This window comes from Kluyvera sp. 142486 (assembly GCF_046569695.1).
GTDB lineage: Bacteria > Pseudomonadota > Gammaproteobacteria > Enterobacterales > Enterobacteriaceae > Kluyvera.
This window is the reverse complement of record NZ_JBKHUI010000014.1, coordinates 29378-48361: the sequence shown is the minus strand read 5'-3', so window position 1 is coordinate 48361 and position 18984 is coordinate 29378. Positions and strand designations below refer to the sequence as shown.

Below are 18984 nucleotides of genomic sequence, written 5' to 3'. Positions count from 1 at the left end.
CAAGGGAGACGGGAAATTCCCGTGGTTTACCGCATCACGCCGATAACGCGCGGCGTCAGTGCGCCATAGTCATTGATGGTTCTGTAGGTAATCTCGCCGCCCGCGTCATCCGGAATTTTTACGCTGGTTTCGCCCATCGGGGGCACCAGCGCGTTTTCCAGCCCGCGCGTGCCCGCGCTAAGCTCGGTAACCGTCAGGTAATAGGGCGAAGGATTGATAAGCGTGAGCTTGCCGGCGCTGCGACGAAACGTCAGTTTCTGAGCAGCCTCTTCCGGCGGCATGGCAAGCTTAGCGGGGCGGTAGTAGAGCTTGATGCGGCTGATAATCGCCAGCTGCAGGGTATTATCGTTGAGTTTAGATTTGTCCATCGCCGGAATCGCTTTGACGTTCATCCAGAACAGGCTTTCTCTGTCCTGTGGCAGTTGGCCGTTAGTCGCGTCGAGAATGCGTAAGGTGTTCTCTTTTTTTCCCTGCATCGCAAACAGCGGCGGCGTCACCACAAAGCGTCCGTCTTTGCTGCCCGCCGCGTTTTCCACCCATGACTGGATCAGATAGGTGCCGTTTTCATCGGTGTTGGTGACCGCCAGCGGAACCTGCTTTTGCCCGGCCGGGTAAATCACGCGGGTCGCCCCCAGCGCCACGCCCGCTTCTGCGCGCGAAACCAGCCCGGTTACCGCGATCAGCAGCCCGAACACCATCATCAACGTTCTTTTCATGTTTACCCTTGTTGTACTCACCGTCATATCCTGCGTTCGGTTAATTACTGGTAGGTCAATGCAAACCAGGCCTGCGCATTGGCCGTACCGCCGACGACCTGCCGTGCGGTCGATCGGTACTTCGCCACAAAGTGCAGCGTGGTGGGCCCATCGTTCAGCCGCACCCAGCGCACGGGTTCGTCGTTCAGCGCAATGCGTCCGCCCTGGTCATCAAACAGCGCGATGCCAATGCCGCTCGCAATTCCCGCGCCTTCTCCCACCGAGAGCACGTTCGGATCTTTGCCATCAGCAACGCCCTGAAATGACACGCCCACGTGTTGGCTGACTTCGGTGCTGCAATCTTCAAGATGGATATCAAAAGCAATCGGGTTGGACTCTTCGCCTACCGCATGAAAACGATGGCTGCTGACCTGACCCATTTTTACCGTCATCAGGCGATCCCCCGCCGCGACGCTACAGGCTTCGGCGACGACGACGCCCTGAAAGCGCATATTTCCGCCGGGTACCGTCACGTTCCAGTGATTTCCGGCCAGCGCCACGGCTGGCAACGTGGAAACCAGCAAACCCCATTTCATCCATTGCATCGTTATCATCTCCGTTCCTTCACGGATAACTGGGCCCCCCTGGCCCCGAACGTCATCCTTGTCGAATGGGTTACTCGTACTGCACTTTGAAGGTGGCGTCAGCGTTCGCCGCACCCGCGGTTGCTGCACCGGTGGCGTAGTAACGCGCCTGGAACGGAATCACGTTGGTGCCATCGTTCAGGGTGGTCGCGCTGCTGAAGGTGGCGCCATCTAATGCCAGCGGTTTGCCTTTGTTGTCGAGGATCTGAATACCGACGTTAGACGCGCCGCCGGAAGCTGAACCCTGCAGCGCCAGAACGGTGGTATTGGTGGTATCGATCGCCGTACCAGAGAAGGCAACTGACGCTTTGGTAGAGACGGTGGTATCGCAGTCGTTCAGCTGAATGTTGAAGCCCACTGCGGAGCTGGTGCTGCCCGCCGTCGCCAGTTTTGCGGAACGAACCTGGCCCATCTGCACGGTCTGGTCGATAGAACCGGCATCGACGGCGCAGGCTGCGTTAACCACTTCACCTTTAAAATGAACGGTACCGCCATTTACAGTCGTGGTATCCGCCGCTAATGCGGCCGTTGAAGCCATAGACAGCGCAGAGATAATAACCAGCGCGACTTTATTAATTCCCATAAAACCTACTCCTTATTAATAGAGAATCTTATTCTCATTTTGTTAAAAACAGCGATGGAGGGTGATAGCGGAAGCATCACCAGATACGCTTTTATTACTTAAGTGAAATTTCTTTGCTCGTGGCAATAGTGCCATTGCCGATCGCCAGCAATGGCACTACCAGCGTCGATTGAGCTTAGAAATATCGAGATAAAAAGAGAGCGCCGCGGCATTATTTCCGCGCAAGCCAAACATCCTTTTAGTTTTCTGCCTCACATAATAAATATGTTTCTCACTGAACCCTGCTAACTTATTTATTTGGGATACTGAGTATCCTTCGCATAGATAGCGAAAAACAATCAGCTCTTTCTCAGAGAAATCTCTCTGATCGTAAATAGATTTACTCGCCTTATACAGGCATAAGTAAAGGTCAGAAAAGCCTATTTTTTCAGAGACTAGCCAAGGAAAAGGCCCCTGAAAATCGCCCCCGGAAGAAGCTTCCATCTTGTATAGCAGTACAATTCGACAACGAGAAGTCGGTGAAGCCAATAAACTAAGTATCCGATGTCGCTCTACAACATCAGAAATATAAACAACGAAGATGTCCCGAACCGATGTGCGTAAGTAGCACTTCGACCGCAATTGCCGAGAGTGGATCGTTGAAACGTTGCCATCCTGAATAACATCATCATCCTGTAATGCCAAAAGAAAAAAACTGTTATCCGAGATAATACATTGCCTCATATATTACCCCAACGTCCTGGTCTAAGTTTTTTATCTAATGTCCGTAGTTCCTGATTCTATAAATCTGTTTGCTAAAATTCGGTTTAATTATATACACAGTGAATATATATCGTCAAAAACGATCAATTAATTATTATTGATAGATATAATCAATTGATTTAATGAATATAGATCGTCTTGATCGATCAATCATTTAATAAAAACAAGTAGATCAATGAAATAGATAATCGTATTTTAGGATTTTTCCATTAATAAGATTTTACTCGTACTGATACGTCCGCCGCTCAATTTGTAATTTTATGTAAATAGCGTATTCAGATTCATGATTTAACTTATTTTTCACATTCGAAAAAATTGATCTAAATCAATTAACGGCAAATAAACAAAAATAGAATTATTGATTCACAACAATTCAAACCCCTAAATTTAATCCATTTTGGGGAGTCATCGCGGTAATAAAACGTCCCAATGGGAGTATAGACGCAGGTTTTCGACAGGGAGGAGTAGAAGACGGCAGGAATGAACAACGACCTCAGGCGCAGAGTCCCATAAGAGGCGCTGCGCCATGGTATAGATTCAACACGCTATTTCAGGCTTTCAACAATGGCATCCGCCAGCACTTCCGGGCAGGCAAACCCTGACTCTACGCGGTGCGTCAGCAGTTTAGATCCGTACTGGCGGGTAATCTGCGGCAAGCAGGCGTCGTGGAACGCTTTAAGATCGGCAAAATAGTCCAGCGTATATTCGCCCTCCCCCGCCCGGCCACGCGCCATGCAGGCGTTAAAGCACGACTCCACGTCCCGGTCGACATACACCACAAGGTCAATCTGCGGGTAGCTCCTCAGGTAATGTTTAATTTGGTAGAAATAGGACATGTAACGGGCCGACGGCTGTTCGGTCATCAGGAAGTTAACGTGGCAGAACACGATATCGCTAAACAGCGAACGTTCTATCACGTAGTTACCATCCGGAATCCCCTGTAACAGCGCCTGACGGCTGCGGGTAATGTAAAGCTGGAACGCTACCCTCGCATCCGCATCGCGGGGATTTTCAACAAAGACCTGCAGCAACTCCAGAAACACCGGGTCTTCATCCACCGGCTCTCGAATGACTTTCCAGCTGGCGCCCGTTTTCTCGGATAGCGCCTGAGCCAGGGGATCTAGCAGTGTGGTTTTTCCTGCGGCAATATTTGCCTCAATGGCGACAATCTTCATGTCAGCACCCTGATGATTTAACGAATTGATGCGGCGTCAGCAGGACGCTCCGTGTGGCTGGCGGGACAGTCTGGCCCTTCACAGTATAGATATTCCTGATATTCGGCGGCATGGAGTAAAGGCTGTTCGCGGCAGCACTCCTGCTCGCCGTAATCGACTCGCATCGACGCGTTTTTGAAGAATGTCATCATGGCGTTTTACACTATCGGGAGGGCTCCCCCATCAACGGTGATGGGGAAGCGGCAGGGTTAGGATTTTTTTGCGCTGTAGACTTCGTCACCGGAGAATTCAGGCTCGGCCCAGAAGTTGATGTTGAACTGCGCGTCGTCGGTCATTTCGATACGGTGCCAGTACTGTGGTGGGCTGGTCGCGAAGCTACCGGCATTAATCACCACTTTAACCTCCGGTTCGGTGGCCTCACCGTTGGCGAAGCCGTAGTAGGTTACCGTCCCTTCCATGACGCAGAGCTGGCCGAAAATACCGGCGGCGGTGTTGTGGTGGCTGAGCAGCGCGGCAGGCACGTTGTCTTTCGTAAAGAATGGGGTGGAACGTTTGATGGTCCAGTTTTTTGGAATTCTGAGATGGCTCATAATGACCTCCGCTTCATAAGTTGCATTTAAAATACATCTTTAAAATTTCACTGCAAAGTCATTATTGCGAATAAATCTCATTACCATAAAAATTATTCTGCTCCCAGAAACGACGAAACCAGCCTGACGGCTGGTTTCGTGCTGACGGTTTGCGCGGCCTATGCTTTGGTTATCAGCACCGGCACGCTCTTATAAGCGGGTGTCAGACTTTGAGTGTCCACCGCATCCAATGAAAGCAGTACATTCGCTTCAGGCAGATAGGCTCCAATCGAGCCGCTCGCCATGCTGTAAACCACTACCGTCAGGCCATTCATCACCCGGCCTTCACTCGGTTTGCCGTCATCATCCAGCGCCTGAATATTAATCACATCGCCTTCCAGCAGTCCGCGTGCGTCGGCTTCTGCCTGGCTTAAGAACGCGACGTCGCGGCGACCGGTGATCCCACGATAGCGGTCGTTCATGCCATAAATGGTGGTGTTGTACTGATCGTGGCTGCGCAATGTTGCCAGCACCAGCGAATCAGCGGGCTGATGCTCGCGCTCTATGGCGCGCTGGTTGCTCACTACAAAGTTGGCCTTGCCGGTAGCCGTGTTCCACTCACGACGCGAGGCTGGCGTATCCATACGGAAACCGCCCGGTTCGGCAATGCGCTCGTTATAGTGAGCAAACGCCGGGATCACGTCGGCAATCGCATCGCGAATCAGCGCATAATCGCCCATCATCGCTTCCCAGTTCACCGGGGAATTCGGCAAGGTGGCGCGCGCCATCTCCGCCACAATCGCCGGTTCTGACTTCAACCAGCGCGAGGCTGGTTTCAGGGCTCCGCAGGAAGCGTGGACCATCGACATCGAATCTTCCACGGTCACCGACTGAATCCCGCTAGCCTGCATATCGCGCTCGGTTCGGCCCAGCGCCGGCAACAGGTAGTTGTGCTTCGCCATCAGCAGATGTGAGCGGTTTAGCTTGGTCGCCACGTGCACCTGCAGATCGAGCTTTTTCATCGCCTCGAAGGTGCGCTGCGGTTGCGGCATCGCCACCGCCAGGTTACCGCCCATGCAGATAAGGGCTTTGGCGTCGCCACGTTCAATGGCGCGAATGCTCTCCACGCTGGAACGACCGTGTTTGCGAGAGACGCTGATGTTAAAGCGTCCTTCGAGCCGCACCAGAAACTCTTCTGACGCCGCTTCGTTAATTCCTACCGAACGGTCGCCCTGCACGTTGGAGTGACCGCGCAACGGGCAGATCCCCGCCCCTTTCTTGCCCATATTGCCCTTCAGCAACAGCAGATTTACCAGTTGCTGCACGTTCTCCGTGCCGTTCTTATGCTGGGTGATACCCAGCCCGTAGCAGATGATGGTGGCGTTCGATTTGTCGTAACGGTAGGCGAGCTCTTCCATCTGGCCTTGGCTGAGACCAGAATCCTGTTCCAGTTCCGCCCAACGACAGCGATGCAGATCGTCGTACAGCTCCTGATAACCGTGGGTATGCTCAGCCAGAAACGCGCGGTCGAGGCACGGTTCCTGGCCAAGCAAAATACGGGCTTCATCCATCTCGATCAGCGCTTTCATGATCCCTTTGAGCAGCGAGGCATCGCCGCCCATTTTTACCTGGTAGTATTCATTGCTGAGGGTAGTGGCGTGGCCTTTGAGCATATCCGTTGGGCTTTGCGGGAAGCTAAAGCGTTCAAGCCCCCTTTCCGCAAGCGGGTTGATGGAGATGATGCGAGCGCCACGCTGCGCCACTTCGCGCAGCGTGGTGAGCATGCGCGGATGGTTGGTGCCAGGGTTGTGCCCAATGCAAATCACCAGATCGCAGTGTTCAAAGTCGTCGAGTTCGACAGTGCCTTTACCCAAACCAATCGAGGGTGTCAGGCCTGCACTGGTCGGCCCGTGGCACATGTTGGAGCAGTCCGGGAAATTGCTGCTGCCGTATTCGCGGGCAAACAGCTGATAGAGGAACGCCGCTTCATTGGAGGTACGCCCGGAGGTATAAAACTCTACCTGTTCCGGAGACGCCAGGCTGCGCAGTTGCTCGCCGATTTCCGCGAAAGCCGTCTGCCACTCCACCGCCTGCCAGGTGTCGGTTGCGGAATCGTACTTCATTGGGTGGGTCAGGCGGCCAATGTTTTCCAGCGCATAGTCACTGTAATGCCACAGCTCAGCCACCGTATGCTGGCGGAAAAAATCCGGGGAAGCTTTCTTGCTGGTCGTCTCCCAGGAAACCGCCTTTACGCCGTTTTCGCAAAGTTCCATCGGCGAACGGTGGCCAGGGTCAGGCCAGGCGCAGCCGGGGCAATCAAAACCTTTTACCTGATTCATGCGGAACATCGCGATGATGTCGCGCGCAACGGCCTTTTGTGAAAACACCGAGGCGGTCACCGCTTTGACTGCACCCCAACCACCTGCCGGCCCTTGATAGCCGCTTACACCCGGAACGCCATTACTCATTTTTACCGCTTATTTTGTACCCAATTTCAATGGTGATACGGTAGCAAGTTCACTGGCGCAAAGATTTCCTCTTCACGAGGTATGCCCGCCCTACAATGAACGGGTTAGAGGGCGGTTCCCTTCTGGTAGCAGATAGCGCTCTTATTCTGGTGAATTTCAGCGCAGAAACGCACCACGATAAAACGAAAATCTGCCACCTAAGTTAAATCAGAAATTATCTTTCTCCCGTTAACATTATCAGGATTTCATCTGATAAAGGCCCCAGGAAAAAGTAGTTGATCTGATAAGCGCTAGCTTTTATTTTCTTCTGAGTTTTCTAATAGGGTCCTACGATGTCTACCATTACAGCCAACAGTATTAGTGAAGCGAAAGAATTAATTACCTGTGGAAAATATAAGGAAATCATTCTTAATTTCGATATTGATGCCGACAGTTTCTTTACCCTCGCCAGCGCCCCACATGATATTAAAATAACTCTCACGGATAGAAATAATCACGCTGCGGAAATAGCAGAATAATAAAAAGAATAAATCGGGATATGGGTATGTTGTTATTTATGGGTACCGCAGCGGCGGCCTTTCTGGCCTCGCTAATGCTTATCTGGGTTGATGACCGGATGGCTGACCAGGAATAAGAGAAGAGACTCCGCGCTAACGTTCAGCGCGGAGTAAAAGCGGGTTACAGTGATTTCGCCAGGCGTTCCACGGCGGTCATCAGCCCTTCCTGCGATACCGTCGAGTACGACAGACGCAGGGTGCGGGTATCCGGATTATCGTTGTAGAATGCTTCACCCGGCACATACACCACGCCGTTTTCCAGCGTTTTTTCCAGCCACTTCATGGTATCGAACGGGTAGCGGAAGCGCGCCCACAGGAACATCCCCCCCTTCGGACGGCTGAACTCGATATGCTCGCCCAGACGGCTTTCCAGCGCATCGGCCAGCGCATCACACTTCTTACGGTAATCTTCGCGGATAAGCGCAATCTGGTTTTCCAGACGGCCCAGGCTCAGGTACTCGGCGGTAATCACCTGCGACAGCATATTGGTGTGCAAATCGGCGGCCTGCTTAACGATCACCGTCTGCTGCGCCAGCCAGTCCGGCATCACAATCCAGCCGATACGCATACCCGGTGCCAGAATTTTAGAGAAGGTTGAGGTGTAGACCACCTGATCTTCGCAGCCCAGCTCCACCGCGTGCTGGTACAGCGGGCGCTGCACTTCATCGGTAAAGCTGATTTCACCGTACGGGTCGTCTTCAATGATCACAAAATCATGCTGCTTCGCCAGCTCCACCAGACGGCGGCGGCGGTCGTCACTCAGGGTTTTACCGCCTGGATTACCAAAGGTTGGCACCAGATAAACGGCCTTCACGCGGGTGGTGGAAAGCAGTTCGGCAAGCTGCTCTACCAGCATGCCGTTGTCGTCAGTATCGACGCTCAGAATATTGGCCTGCGCCAGCTGGAAGACCTGTAGCGCTGCCAGATAGGTTGGGCGTTCAACAACAATCGCATCACCCGGATCGAGTAGCGTGCGGGCCACAATATCCAGCGACTGCTGCGAGCCAGAGGTGATATACACGTGACTTGCCTGGCAGGCCACACCGCGCGCCTGACACAGTTCGCTGACGGCCTGACGCAGCGGCGGGTAGCCTTCGGTCAAACCGTACTGGAAGGCATCGTTAAAGCGTTCGCTCATCACCTTCTGCACCGCCAGCTCCAGCCCTTCGGTATCAAAAAGCTCCGGGGCAGGAATGCCGCCACCGAGAGAAATCACGCCGGGCAGTTTACTGTGTTTTAAGAGTTCGCGGACGGCGGAGGGCTTGAGTTCACCCGCGCGCACGGCGAGTCGCCGATCGTGCATATTCATTTCCTTTTCTGTCTTGTTGTTGTGTTTATTGCAGGCTTGCTTTACGTAGGCCTGATAAGCGAAGCGCCATCAGGCAACCCGACGCAGATTGCCGGATGGCGGCCCCGCCTTATCCGGCCTACAATTCGTTATCTTTTATTACCACCAGCGGTTCAATATCGCTCTCTTTTTTAATCACCAGAGATTCGTCACCGCGTAAACAGGTGCCGCCATAATTACCGCCGACGGTAAAGGTACATACCTGAATATATTTTCCTGCGACGTTTGGCAAGCACCAAAGTTGCTGATAAATATTTTTTCTATCGACAAATTTACCGCTGGTTTGATCCAGTAACCGATCGTTCCCGCTGACCAGATCGATATTACTGCCGCAGCGACCGGAAATAGGCTTAATCGCATAACCCGTTTTTGCCAGATGTTCGCTGACTTCGAAATCGGTATCCAGCAGATACGGATGGTTCGGGAACAGCGACCACAGCACTGGCAGAATCGCTTTGTTGCCAGGGATAACCGTCCACAGCGGCTCAAAGACCATCACTTCCGGACGTAGCAGCACGTCAATCAGACGCACTTCGTTATCCGGATTACCGGTGCGAATCGGCACGGCGGCATATTCATCTTCGTCAACCTCGCGCACCTGTTCGATGGCAGTTTCCCACGCCCAGGTTTTCCACACGCAGTTCACCAGACGTCCATCACCGTCAATTAACTGACCGGCGGCATCCCAGCGCAGCTCGTCCAGGCCATAAAGAATTTTGCTCTCAAAGCCGGCCTGTTCGAGGGCACGCTGCATAAACTGAGCGTGATAATTCTCTTCCAGATCGTTGTCCTGCATGATGTGCACAAACGGTCTGGCCTGGCTGTGTTTCCACGCGCCCACCAGTTCACCCAGCAGATCTTCCGCCGGGTTATGGCCGTTGCCGCGGTAGCCGGTTTTCAGCCACTGTTCGAGGATCAAACCACCTTCGGTGTGGCAGGATGCGGAGTCGGCGTTGTACTCGTAAACCTTCAGCCCGCGCTCGTCCATGCAGAAGTCCATGCGCCCGGTGATCATATCGTGACGACGACGCTGCCAGGAGAGGCGCAGACGCGGCCAAAGGATTTTCGGGATGTCGAACAGCGCCAGCAGGTTATCGTCGCGCATCACTTTGTCGGTCGCGTGGAGATACATCAGGTGCATCTCGTTGGTCGCTTTGATCAGCTCCTGCTCAGCGCTTTCAGTCATGGTGAAGTACTGATAAGGATCGGCGTTGATCACGTGACCGTTGGCGGCGATATAGGCCTGCTGGAGCGAATCTTTTTCATCCAGCCATTTGCCCTCAAACTGGCCGTTGTTCTCCAGTCGCGCGCCGCCAAGCTTGAGCGCTTCACCGGCAATGGCCGGCTGCGGCAGGCCGTAGCGTGCATCGTCGGTCTGGATCATCCAGCCCAGAATAGTAGTGTCGTCGAAGGTGTCATGCAGCGTGTAGTGGCCGTCTTTGACCTCGAGCGTCAGCTCACGGGTCCACTGCTGGCCTGCTGGCAGCGGCGAGTGCAGTACGTTCTGCTCTGCAATGCGCACCTTGTTGCCCAGCAGTTGGGTCACCACCGCCACATGGCCAGTTTCATTAAACTCACCGCCCTTTTGCCAGATTAGCAAAGAGCCGACGAGCGGCGCACGGCGGGAACCATTGGCAAACGCCTGGAGCGGGAGAATCGCATCGTTCACCACCTGGCGCAGATAGCGCAGCGAGAAGATCTCGTAGGCCATGCCCACATCGGTGAAGACAAATCCATAGTTGATAAACAGGAAACGGCGGGCGAACTCGACGCACTGCCACTTGTGGCCCATGTATTCGTTGTCGATATAGCTACGAAACGATGCGTCGTCAGGCATGTCGCCCGGTTTTAAGCTGCTGTAATTTGAAGAGTAAATCGCTACGCCACCCGGCGCATACCCCAACAACGTGCCAAATGGGGCGTCACTATTGGTACTTCCCTTGCTCATGAACCTTCCTCAAACATACCGTGCGATTTTCTCGCCCGCACGTTGAAATTAATCCAACAAAAGTGGATTAATCATACACCCGTGTATGCGAGGATGACCCATCGGGGTAAAAATATTCATCCGAAAAATGCACACTTAACCCATCAGGAGTCCACATGAGTTTACAGGCACAACCGCTGGTCTGGGGCCACGGCACACGCACGTTTGAAGTGTTCCTGGAGCCAACCTGCCCATTTTCCGTTAAGACTTTCAACAAGCTGGACGCGTTGCTGGAACTCGTCGGTGAAGAGAACGTTAGCGTCAAAATTCGCTTACAGTCACAGCCGTGGCATCTGTTCTCCGGCGTGATTGTGCGCTGTATTCTTGCCGCCTCCACGCTGCCCGACGGTAAAGCGGCGGCGCATAAGGTGATGAAAGCGGTAGCCGATCATCGCGAAGAATTTGAGTTTACCGACCACTGTAGCGGCCCGAATATGGACGCCACGCCGCAGGAGATTATCGCGAGGATTGAGCGCTACAGCGGCGTACCGCTAGCCGCAGCGTTCGCCGAACCGGAGCTGCAAAAAGAGATTAAATGGCATGCTCGTTACGCGCGCCAGAACGGGATTCACGTCTCCCCCACCTTTATGGTCAACGGTCTGGTACAGCCGGATCTGGGCAGCGGTGACGACGTTAGCGTCTGGGCGGCACGGATTTTTGCCTGAAGCTGCTAAACTTCACTACCTCAACACATCATCAAAATAAGGCGAGCGATTATGTCAGAGAACACCTATCAGCCACCCAAAGTGTGGGAATGGAAGCAAAACAACGGCGGCGCATTTGCCAATATTAACCGCCCGATTTCCGGTGCCACTCATGAACAAGCGCTGCCGGTAGGCCATCACCCGCTCCAGCTTTACTCTCTGGGTACACCCAACGGCCAGAAAGTGACGATTATGCTGGAAGAGTTGCTGGCGGCAGGCGTAACGGAAGCAGAATACGACGCGTGGCTGATTCGCATTGGCGAGGGCGATCAGTTCTCCAGCGGCTTTGTGGAAGTGAACCCGAACTCGAAGATCCCGGCACTTAGCGACCACTCCACCACGCCGCCAACCCGCGTGTTTGAGTCCGGCAACATCCTGCTCTATCTGGCAGAGAAATTTGGTCACTTCCTGCCAAAAGATCCGGCCGGGCGCACCGAAACCCTGAACTGGTTGTTCTGGCTACAGGGCTCAGCCCCGTTCCTCGGCGGCGGTTTTGGTCACTTCTATAACTACGCGCCGGTGAAGATTGAGTACGCTATTGACCGCTTCACCATGGAAGCGAAGCGTCAGCTGGACGTGCTGGATAAGCAACTGGCGCGCGGGCGTTACGTGGCGGGTGAAGAGTACACCATCGCCGATATCGCTATCTGGCCGTGGTATGGCAACGTGGTGCTGGGGAATGTGTACGGGGCAGATGAGTTCCTGGATGCGCAGAGCTACAAGAACGTGATGCGCTGGGCGCAGGACATCGCCAGCCGTCCAGGCGTGAAGCGCGGTCGTATCGTCAACCGTACTAATGGCCCGCTGAACGAACAGCTGCACGAGCGTCATGACGCCAGTGACTTCGATACCCATACCGAAGACAAGCGTCAGCAATCATGATGAAAAGCCGGGTGCCAGGCACCCGGCTTTATTGACCTTCCAGCCGGTAGCCCGCCATAAAGTAGCGAACGGTGGTGCTGGAATCATGCTCTTTGAAGAAATCCATCACCATCTCTTTATCCAGCCCGTAGCGCCGCGTTAATACCCCTGCCTCCCAGGCACTAAGCTGACGGTCACCGGTTTTCTCAAACATACGGTGCGAAAAGCCCAGCACAAAACCACGCTTATAGTCGGTGCAAAAGCCGACCACCTTCTGCGCACTGTCGGCATAAGGTGCCTTCAGTCCCGCAATTAACCCTTTGCCAAAATGGTTGTCCATCTCTACGCCCTTAATCGTTATATATAAAATTATATAGCGATTTTTTGAGCGATGGCTAGCGCTATTTAAGGGCTACCCCTAAAGAGGAATAAAGCGCGTATTTTTCATCCTCATCTATGACAGTGTGATCGGCACAACGGGCGTGTGTCACAAAAAAAAGTACGCTGGGAACAGCGTTTCAAAATAAAAAGAGAAGGAGACTTTATGGCCTGGCAAGCAAACCCAGCCCGTTATGAACAGATGCAGTATCGCTACTGCGGCCGCAGCGGTTTACAACTTCCGGCGCTGTCCCTCGGCCTATGGCACAGTTTCGGCCATATCAGCGCCCTCGATGGCCAGCGCGCGCTGCTGCGCAAAGCCTTTGACTGCGGCATCACCCATTTCGATCTGGCCAATAACTACGGGCCGCCGCCGGGCAGCGCCGAGGAGAACTTTGGCCGCCTGCTGCGGGAAGACTTCGCGGGCTATCGCGATGAGCTGATTATCTCTACCAAGGCCGGTTACGACATGTGGCCTGGGCCTTACGGCTCCGGCGGCTCTCGCAAATATCTGCTGGCAAGCCTCGACCAGAGCCTGCAGCGTATGGGGCTGGAGTACGTGGATATCTTCTATTCCCACCGCGTGGATGAGAAAACGCCGATGGAAGAGACCGCCGCGGCGTTAGCGCAGGCGGTGCAGAGCGGGAAAGCGCTGTACGTGGGCATCTCCTCCTACTCTTCCGAACGCACCCAGACGATGGTTGAACTGCTGCGCGAATGGAAGATCCCGCTGCTGATCCATCAACCTTCTTATAACCTGCTGAACCGCTGGGTGGACAAGAGCGGCCTGCTGAATACCCTTGAGCACAACGGCGTAGGCTGTATTGCCTTTACCCCGCTGGCGCAGGGGCTGCTGACCGGCAAATACCTGAACGGTATTCCGGAAGGTTCCCGTATGCAGACGGAAGGGAAAAAGGCGCGCGGCCTGACGGAGAAGATGCTGAGCGAGAGCAACCTCAACAGCCTGCGTTTGCTCAACGAGATGGCGCAGCAGCGCGGTCAGTCGATGGCGCAGATGGCGCTAAGCTGGCTGCTGAAAGACAGCCGCGTGACCTCGGTGTTGATTGGCGCAAGCCGCCCGGAGCAAATTGAGGAGAACGTGAAGGCGCTGGAGAATCTGAGCTTTTCGGCAGAGGAACTGGCGCAGATTGATAAGCATGTTGCCGATGGGCAGTTGAATTTGTGGCAGGCGTCGTCAGATAAGTAAAAGCTCGAACATGTAGGCCTGATAAGCGTAGCGCCATCAGGCAGCCCGGCGCACATTGCCGGATGGCGGCGATACCTTATCCGGCCTACAAACGTGCCGGATAAGGCATTTATATCGTTATTTTTTCCCGCGAGTCAGGCTATCCAGATAGCCCATCACAAACGCCGACAGCACAAACGTCAGGTGGATAATCACGTACCACATCAGCTTGTTGTCCGGCACGTTTTTGGCATCCATAAACACGCGCAGCAGGTGAATAGAAGAGATAGCCACAATCGACGCGGCAACCTTGTTCTTCAGCGAGGTCGCATCCATTTTCCCCAGCCAGTTGAGCTTCTCTTTGTGCTCGCTGATATCCAACTGCGAGACAAAGTTTTCATAGCCGGAAAACATCACCATCACCAGCAGCCCGCCCACCAGCGTCATATCCACCAGCGACAGCAGCGTCAGGATAAGATCCGCTTCCGCCATGCTGAAAATATTCGGCAGAACGTGAAGGATCTCCTGAAAGAACTTCAGGGTTAACGCCAGCAGCGCCAGCGAAAGACCGAAGTAGACCGGGGCCAGAATCCATCGCGACGCGTACATCGCATTTTCCAGAAAACGTTCCATAATGTCCTGTTCGTCAGTCAAATTCGGCTTAGTATATCGCAACTATGCAACATCATAACAACAGATGTAATCACACATCATGGGGACGAATAAACGGACGCCGATAGTCAGGCCACACCAGGCCGACCAGCTCAGGATAAGCTTCGTGAGCAAACTCCTGGTAGCACTGCTTTAAGCTCACCACTACCGGGTCGACCGGCGCAACGCGCTCGCCTTTGAGACAGCGGCGTTTGATTTCATCATAATACTCATAGACCGCGCCGTTGAGGTTGCGGCAGCGATCCTGCGCTTCGAACAGCCCTGGCGTCTCTTTTAGTTCGTCTATCGACATGCGCTTGATGGTGGATTGCAGGAAGTCGATATACTCATGATTAATACGCCAGTACCACACCGGGGTGATACTGCTCATCAGGCTGGCGAAATGATTTTCACCTTCATCTTTGCTGAGTGGCGCAGGGGCCAAAGGCGTAACGGTTTCATTATTGGTATCAGACGATTCGTTATTTTGACCATACAGAAAAATTAAAATAACGGCGGTGAGTAGTAGCAACACCATCACAAAATAAATAATACCGCTCATGGTTTTCTCCACTTTTTTTGATTTTAAAAGTGCACCATGATAATGTCAACGAACCTCACTATAATAAAAAACACTTTCCAGCCATTCGAAAGATGACAGGTATATGATCGCTGAAACCCTTATCCCAGCCCGCTTCTGTATCTCCGCCGTAGACAGCGAGGCACAGGAGGTGAAGGCCAGCACGCAGGCGGAGCCAGAAAAGGCTTCGCTGGCAGACTGGCAGGATGAGATATTGATAAGTGGTGGTCAATCACGTAACCCATTGCTGGAAGAGCGCGATCGTCATATTAAGGATAGATTATATCGCGTTGCAAAAATTGAAGCCTTTGCCCTTATGCTAAATAACCTGGTTGTTCAGGGGGAGATCTCTTCACTGGAGTTAAGTCAAATTATTGAGTTAAAAACCCAGGAGATAAATGATAATGGCAATGAAATTTGGCTTAATTTAATGACACAGGAAAAAGTCACGCCGCTTTTTTATAATTTAACGGATAAGTAAGTATGAAACTTGTCGATGTTAATCAGGCTAATATATCGTTAAGCCAACCGGTAAGCGATGAAACGCTCTTGCAGCGTAACCTTCAGGCCCTGCGCGATGACAAAAACGCCGAGGGTCGCCGCATCTCCAACCCTTCCGTCCCGCTCACCGCTGCATTGGTCAAAATGAAGTGGAAGAATCGCCGCGACATCTATGCCTATCAGGTCAAAGAAGAGATCTTTGGCGCCGCGCTGTGTGAGGTGATGGAACGTTATCCGCACCTGCGCGATAAAATCCTCGCCCATACCGAAGCCAGCTATCAGCACGTGCTGCACCGCGAAACCGCGACCCTTGAAATCAGCCGCGGCCTCGCCGATGGTGACTACCGGACCTCAAACGTCATTCTTAAACTCGATAAAGATGACGAGAAACGCCCGGATCAGCCGGTAATATCCGTCGCAAAATAGTCAAACCCGCAGGAACCCTGAGATACCAACGCGTTCTTCGTCAGCGCGACAAGCCCCACTTTGGCCCCCACCCATTTACCTTTGCCCGCCGCGAACGGCGGCGTCACCGACTGCCAGCTTCCCTCAGGTTCACGCCAGGCGAAGCGGCAAATGCCTCCTCGGGTCACGCTAACCTTTAGCTCGCAGCGCCCAACGTTCAGCGGCGCGATAACCTGACGGCTTTCGCGCACAATACCGGCATCGCTCATCCAGCCCGTCACCCAAAGCAGCTGATGCTCACCGTCCCATTTTTCCAGCAGCAGCGCCGCGTAGCGCTCACCGTAGATAATCAGACCGCCCGCATCACCGTTTTCCGCCGCCTTCAAGGTCAGCGACGTCCGGGCAGTAAACTGCCAGGCGGGGAATTTTTGCAGCAGCAGGTTAGGCAGCCAGTAAACGTTGCCTTTATCCTTACCTTGCGGCAGCGGACAGCAGCGTAAATTGAGGCGGTCGTTGCCCGGCAGCAGCCACTCTGCGCGCGGGTTAGCCTGCCATTGCCACTGCAGGCCCGGTACGCCGCGCGCGAAGCTATCGTCAGTTTGCGGCAAGCAGCGCGGCGACGGCGGCAGGCTTGCCGGACGCGCCCAGCGCATCACCGGCTGCCCTTCCCCTTCATCGCCAATCGGCTCGCCGATACGCGGCCAGCCATCCTGCTCCCAACGCATCGGCTGCAGATGGACAATCCGCCCGTAGAGGTGCGCATCCTGGAAGTGCACAAACCAGCATTCACCGTCGTCCAGCTCCACCCAGCCGCCCTGATGCGGGCCATTCACCGGCGTATCGCCCTGGAACAGGACGTTTCTGGCTTCCCACGGCCCGGTCATACTGCTGGCGCGCAGCACGGTTTCCCAGCCTGTCTCCACACTGCCCGCTGGGGCAAAAATGTAGTACCAGCCGCCGCGCTTATAGACTTTTGGCCCTTCCAGCGTCGGCTGATCGCAGCTGCCGTCATAGATGATGCGCCCTTCGCCCAGAAGAGAAGTACCGTCAGGCGACATAGCAAACAGCTGCAGCTTATGCTTGATGCCGCTACGGCTATGGGCAAAAGCATGCACCAGCCAGGCGTCGCCGTTGTCATCCCAGAACGGGCAGGGGTCAATCCAGCCTTTCGCGGGCTGAACGCAGTGCGGCGCGCTCCATCTCCCCCAAGGGTCGTCGGTCTGGCACATGAAAATGCCTTCATCCGGCGTGCTGAAAAACACCCACAGCTTATCGTCATGCCAGCGAATTGACGGTGCCCACACCCCTTTTCCCGGCTGATATTCGTCGTAGCCAGGCAGCGGCAGCGCGTCGAAAACGTGGTTGATAATCTGCCAGTTGACCAGGTCCGTCGAATGCAGAATTGGCAGCGCGGGCATATGGTTAAAACTGGAGGAGACCATAAAAAAGTCATCCCCGACCCGGACGATATCCGGGTCCGAATAGTCTGCGCACAGAATCGGGTTCTGATATTCAGATTGCGTCATCTCACCCTCCTCAAGCTTTACTTAATTCGCCGTCAACCGCCTGTGGCTCTGCGGTTGTCGCCGGGGAACCTGCCTGCTGGCGAGCGGAGAGGTCACGTTGAATCATCGCCATTTTCTGGTCGTCGAGTTTATAGAAGCGGGACAACCACCACAGCACCAGGTAAGAGAGCGATGGCCCAAGCGTCAACAGACCAACAATACCCATCGTCGCCATCGGCGTTTGTTCGCTGACGCCCGCCTGATAGCCAAACAGCCCCAGCGAGAAGCCCACCACCGCACCGGCTACCGCCATGCCCATTTTCAGCGCAAACAGGTTGCCGGAATAGGAAAGGCCGGTAATACGGCGGCCAAATTTCCACTCGCCGTAGTCGGCGGCGTTGGCCATCATGTTCCACTTAAACGGTTGATACATCTGGTGGAAGAAGCCGACGAGGAAATAGAGCGGGAAGACGACCGGCAGCCAGGTCGGCGGCACAAAGAACATCACCACGCCCACCGCCACCAGCAGCAGGTTGATATTTTTGAACAGCGAAACCGCACGATAACGCTTCGCCAGCCAGCCGGCGGCGATGCTGCCGATAATAGTGCCAACCACGCTGGTTGAGACAAAGGCCGACTTCATCGCCGTACCCGCCGCAGACTCCACGCCGCCCATCATCAGGTAGGTGGCATAGTAGAGCGTGGCGGCGCTGCGCATCACGCCCGCCATGCTGGAGAAGAAAGTAATGATCGCCACGATCCGCCACTGATCGTTTGCCAGCAGCGAACGGAGGTCTTCACGAATACTGCCCTGCTGCTCAACCGCAGGCGCCACGCGCTCTTTGGTAGAGAAGAAGCAGAACGCCAGCATCACGATGGCAATCAACCCCATAATTCCCATGGTGGCCTGGAAGCCAAACTGCTTGTCCTCTTTGCCCAGATAATCGACCAGGAACAGCGTTGCCACGGAGACCATCAGCCCGGCAATAGAGGAGATCGTAAAGCGATAGGACTGCGCCGACAGACGATCTTTTTCATCGCGGGTGATCACCCCGCCCAATGCGCAGTAAGGGATGTTGATAAAGGTGTAGCACAGCATCAGTAAGGTGTAGGTCAGGTAAGCGTAAACCAGCTTGCCCGAAGCGCCGAACGCAGGCGTGGTGAAGGTCATCACCGCCAGCACGGCATAGGGAATAGCAAACCAGATAAGCCACGGGCGGAAATGGCCCCAGCGGGTTTTCACCCGGTCGGCGACGATGCCGGTCAGCGGGTCGGTGATGGCGTCAAGCACGCGGGTCACCAGGAACATCACCCCAACCGCCGCGGCGGAGAGGCCGTAAATATCCGTGTAAAACCAGGTCAAAAACATCGTTACAGAAGAGTAGACGATGCCGCAAGCGGCGTCGCCCATGCCATATCCCAGCT

Annotated in this window: 19 protein-coding genes; 6 read left to right on the top strand and 13 right to left on the bottom strand. The window is 54.2% G+C overall.

The annotated features are described in order from the left end of the window. Positions 1-26: 26 nt before the first annotated feature. The 6 genes from ACLGE8_RS15810 to ACLGE8_RS15785 all read right to left on the bottom strand — a co-directional run bounded on the left by ACLGE8_RS15810 (position 27) and on the right by ACLGE8_RS15785 (position 6896). Entirely contained in the window at positions 27-716 is a 690-nt protein-coding gene (locus ACLGE8_RS15810; protein ID WP_410999835.1) for a fimbria/pilus periplasmic chaperone, read from the bottom strand. Positions 717-760: 44 nt separating this feature from the next. Continuing rightward, positions 761-1300: a fimbrial protein gene (locus ACLGE8_RS15805; RefSeq protein WP_410999931.1), complete on the bottom strand. Its 540-nt coding sequence runs from the start codon at positions 1298-1300 to the stop codon at positions 761-763. A gap of 70 nt (positions 1301-1370) precedes the next feature. Continuing rightward, positions 1371-1922, bottom strand: a complete 552-nt coding sequence (fimA, locus tag ACLGE8_RS15800; RefSeq protein ID WP_220439545.1) for a type 1 fimbrial major subunit FimA — start codon at positions 1920-1922, stop codon at positions 1371-1373. A gap of 1307 nt (positions 1923-3229) precedes the next feature. After that, positions 3230-3859 (bottom strand): deoxynucleoside kinase, encoded by a 630-nt coding sequence (locus ACLGE8_RS15795; RefSeq protein ID WP_410999833.1) that lies wholly within the window; start codon positions 3857-3859, stop codon positions 3230-3232. 248 nt (positions 3860-4107) lie between these two features. Further along, on the bottom strand, positions 4108-4449 hold the full coding sequence (locus tag ACLGE8_RS15790; RefSeq protein ID WP_035892065.1) for a DUF1971 domain-containing protein: 342 nt from the start codon (positions 4447-4449) through the stop codon (positions 4108-4110). A 158-nt stretch (positions 4450-4607) separates the two neighbouring features. Further along, positions 4608-6896, bottom strand: a complete 2289-nt coding sequence (locus ACLGE8_RS15785; protein WP_410999832.1) for an FdhF/YdeP family oxidoreductase — start codon at positions 6894-6896, stop codon at positions 4608-4610. Between the two features lie 332 nt (positions 6897-7228). On the opposite strand from ACLGE8_RS15785, the gene ACLGE8_RS15780 reads away from it, so the two are divergent. After that, positions 7229-7414, top strand: coding sequence for a hypothetical protein (locus ACLGE8_RS15780; RefSeq protein ID WP_410999830.1), 186 nt, complete (start codon positions 7229-7231; stop codon positions 7412-7414). Between the two features lie 160 nt (positions 7415-7574). Here ACLGE8_RS15780 and ACLGE8_RS15775 read toward each other — a convergent pair whose 3' ends face one another. Both ACLGE8_RS15775 and gss read right to left on the bottom strand, forming a co-directional pair. Continuing rightward, on the bottom strand, positions 7575-8756 hold the full coding sequence (locus tag ACLGE8_RS15775; protein ID WP_333011281.1) for a PLP-dependent aminotransferase family protein: 1182 nt from the start codon (positions 8754-8756) through the stop codon (positions 7575-7577). 124 nt (positions 8757-8880) lie between these two features. After that, positions 8881-10749 carry a bifunctional glutathionylspermidine amidase/synthase gene (gene gss, locus ACLGE8_RS15770; RefSeq protein WP_410999829.1) on the bottom strand — a complete coding sequence of 623 codons (1869 nt, stop codon included), beginning with the start codon at positions 10747-10749 and terminating at the stop codon, positions 8881-8883. A gap of 155 nt (positions 10750-10904) precedes the next feature. Here gss and ACLGE8_RS15765 point away from each other — a divergent pair, with 155 nt between their 5' ends. Then, the gene (locus tag ACLGE8_RS15765) at positions 10905-11453 is read left to right on the top strand and encodes a DsbA family protein (RefSeq protein ID WP_410999828.1); all 549 of its coding nucleotides are present in this window, start codon (positions 10905-10907) and stop codon (positions 11451-11453) included. Between the two features lie 51 nt (positions 11454-11504). Continuing rightward, positions 11505-12374 (top strand): glutathione-dependent disulfide-bond oxidoreductase, encoded by an 870-nt coding sequence (gene yghU / locus ACLGE8_RS15760; RefSeq protein ID WP_410999827.1) that lies wholly within the window; start codon positions 11505-11507, stop codon positions 12372-12374. A gap of 28 nt (positions 12375-12402) precedes the next feature. Here the strand turns inward: yghU and ACLGE8_RS15755 are convergent, their stop codons facing one another. Next, a complete protein-coding gene (locus ACLGE8_RS15755) occupies positions 12403-12693 on the bottom strand; it encodes a DUF2623 family protein (protein WP_185668353.1) in 291 nt (96 codons plus the stop codon). A gap of 204 nt (positions 12694-12897) precedes the next feature. Here ACLGE8_RS15755 and ACLGE8_RS15750 point away from each other — a divergent pair, with 204 nt between their 5' ends. Further along, positions 12898-13938, top strand: a complete 1041-nt coding sequence (locus ACLGE8_RS15750; RefSeq protein WP_410999826.1) for an aldo/keto reductase — start codon at positions 12898-12900, stop codon at positions 13936-13938. Positions 13939-14055: 117 nt separating this feature from the next. On the opposite strand, the gene ACLGE8_RS15745 is transcribed toward ACLGE8_RS15750, so the two are convergent. Both ACLGE8_RS15745 and ACLGE8_RS15740 read right to left on the bottom strand, forming a co-directional pair. Further along, a complete protein-coding gene (locus tag ACLGE8_RS15745) occupies positions 14056-14550 on the bottom strand; it encodes a TIGR00645 family protein (protein ID WP_333496138.1) in 495 nt (164 codons plus the stop codon). 70 nt (positions 14551-14620) lie between these two features. After that, complete coding sequence (locus ACLGE8_RS15740) at positions 14621-15130, bottom strand: ESA_00282 family adhesion-associated protein (RefSeq protein ID WP_410999825.1); 510 nt, start codon at positions 15128-15130, stop codon at positions 14621-14623. Between the two features lie 103 nt (positions 15131-15233). Here ACLGE8_RS15740 and ACLGE8_RS15735 point away from each other — a divergent pair, with 103 nt between their 5' ends. Continuing rightward, the gene (locus tag ACLGE8_RS15735) at positions 15234-15629 is read left to right on the top strand and encodes a hypothetical protein (protein ID WP_410999824.1); all 396 of its coding nucleotides are present in this window, start codon (positions 15234-15236) and stop codon (positions 15627-15629) included. 2 nt (positions 15630-15631) lie between these two features. After that, positions 15632-16075: a cytoplasmic protein gene (locus tag ACLGE8_RS15730; protein ID WP_185668358.1), complete on the top strand. Its 444-nt coding sequence runs from the start codon at positions 15632-15634 to the stop codon at positions 16073-16075. On the opposite strand, the gene ACLGE8_RS15725 is transcribed toward ACLGE8_RS15730, so the two are convergent. Both ACLGE8_RS15725 and ACLGE8_RS15720 read right to left on the bottom strand, forming a co-directional pair. Then, positions 16048-17580, bottom strand: coding sequence for a glycoside hydrolase 43 family protein (locus ACLGE8_RS15725; RefSeq protein WP_410999822.1), 1533 nt, complete (start codon positions 17578-17580; stop codon positions 16048-16050). The genes ACLGE8_RS15730 and ACLGE8_RS15725 overlap by 28 nt on opposite strands. Before the next feature lie 10 nt (positions 17581-17590). Further along, a complete protein-coding gene (locus ACLGE8_RS15720) occupies positions 17591-18970 on the bottom strand; it encodes a glycoside-pentoside-hexuronide (GPH):cation symporter (RefSeq protein WP_410999930.1) in 1380 nt (459 codons plus the stop codon). Positions 18971-18984 lie beyond the last annotated feature (14 nt).

Bases quoted from the DNA above. Each gene is read 5' to 3' on its own strand.
- ACLGE8_RS15740 (WP_410999825.1), bottom strand. From the start codon at position 15,130: ATGAGCGGTATTATTTATTTTGTGATGGTGTTGCTACTACTCACCGCC.
- ACLGE8_RS15785 (WP_410999832.1), bottom strand. From the start codon at position 6,896: ATGAGTAATGGCGTTCCGGGTGTAAGCGGCTATCAAGGGCCGGCAGGT.
- gss (WP_410999829.1), bottom strand. From the start codon at position 10,749: ATGAGCAAGGGAAGTACCAATAGTGACGCCCCATTTGGCACGTTGTTG.
- ACLGE8_RS15765 (WP_410999828.1), top strand. From the start codon at position 10,905: ATGAGTTTACAGGCACAACCGCTGGTCTGGGGCCACGGCACACGCACG.
- ACLGE8_RS15720 (WP_410999930.1), bottom strand. From the start codon at position 18,970: ATGGGCGACGCCGCTTGCGGCATCGTCTACTCTTCTGTAACGATGTTT.
- ACLGE8_RS15775 (WP_333011281.1), bottom strand. From the start codon at position 8,756: ATGCACGATCGGCGACTCGCCGTGCGCGCGGGTGAACTCAAGCCCTCC.
- ACLGE8_RS15745 (WP_333496138.1), bottom strand. From the start codon at position 14,550: ATGGAACGTTTTCTGGAAAATGCGATGTACGCGTCGCGATGGATTCTG.
- ACLGE8_RS15735 (WP_410999824.1), top strand. From the start codon at position 15,234: ATGATCGCTGAAACCCTTATCCCAGCCCGCTTCTGTATCTCCGCCGTA.
- yghU (WP_410999827.1), top strand. From the start codon at position 11,505: ATGTCAGAGAACACCTATCAGCCACCCAAAGTGTGGGAATGGAAGCAA.
- ACLGE8_RS15755 (WP_185668353.1), bottom strand. From the start codon at position 12,693: ATGGACAACCATTTTGGCAAAGGGTTAATTGCGGGACTGAAGGCACCT.
- fimA (WP_220439545.1), bottom strand. From the start codon at position 1,922: ATGGGAATTAATAAAGTCGCGCTGGTTATTATCTCTGCGCTGTCTATG.
- ACLGE8_RS15750 (WP_410999826.1), top strand. From the start codon at position 12,898: ATGGCCTGGCAAGCAAACCCAGCCCGTTATGAACAGATGCAGTATCGC.
- ACLGE8_RS15725 (WP_410999822.1), bottom strand. From the start codon at position 17,580: ATGACGCAATCTGAATATCAGAACCCGATTCTGTGCGCAGACTATTCG.
- ACLGE8_RS15810 (WP_410999835.1), bottom strand. From the start codon at position 716: ATGAAAAGAACGTTGATGATGGTGTTCGGGCTGCTGATCGCGGTAACC.
- ACLGE8_RS15805 (WP_410999931.1), bottom strand. From the start codon at position 1,300: ATGCAATGGATGAAATGGGGTTTGCTGGTTTCCACGTTGCCAGCCGTG.
- ACLGE8_RS15795 (WP_410999833.1), bottom strand. From the start codon at position 3,859: ATGAAGATTGTCGCCATTGAGGCAAATATTGCCGCAGGAAAAACCACA.
- ACLGE8_RS15790 (WP_035892065.1), bottom strand. From the start codon at position 4,449: ATGAGCCATCTCAGAATTCCAAAAAACTGGACCATCAAACGTTCCACC.
- ACLGE8_RS15780 (WP_410999830.1), top strand. From the start codon at position 7,229: ATGTCTACCATTACAGCCAACAGTATTAGTGAAGCGAAAGAATTAATT.
- ACLGE8_RS15730 (WP_185668358.1), top strand. From the start codon at position 15,632: ATGAAACTTGTCGATGTTAATCAGGCTAATATATCGTTAAGCCAACCG.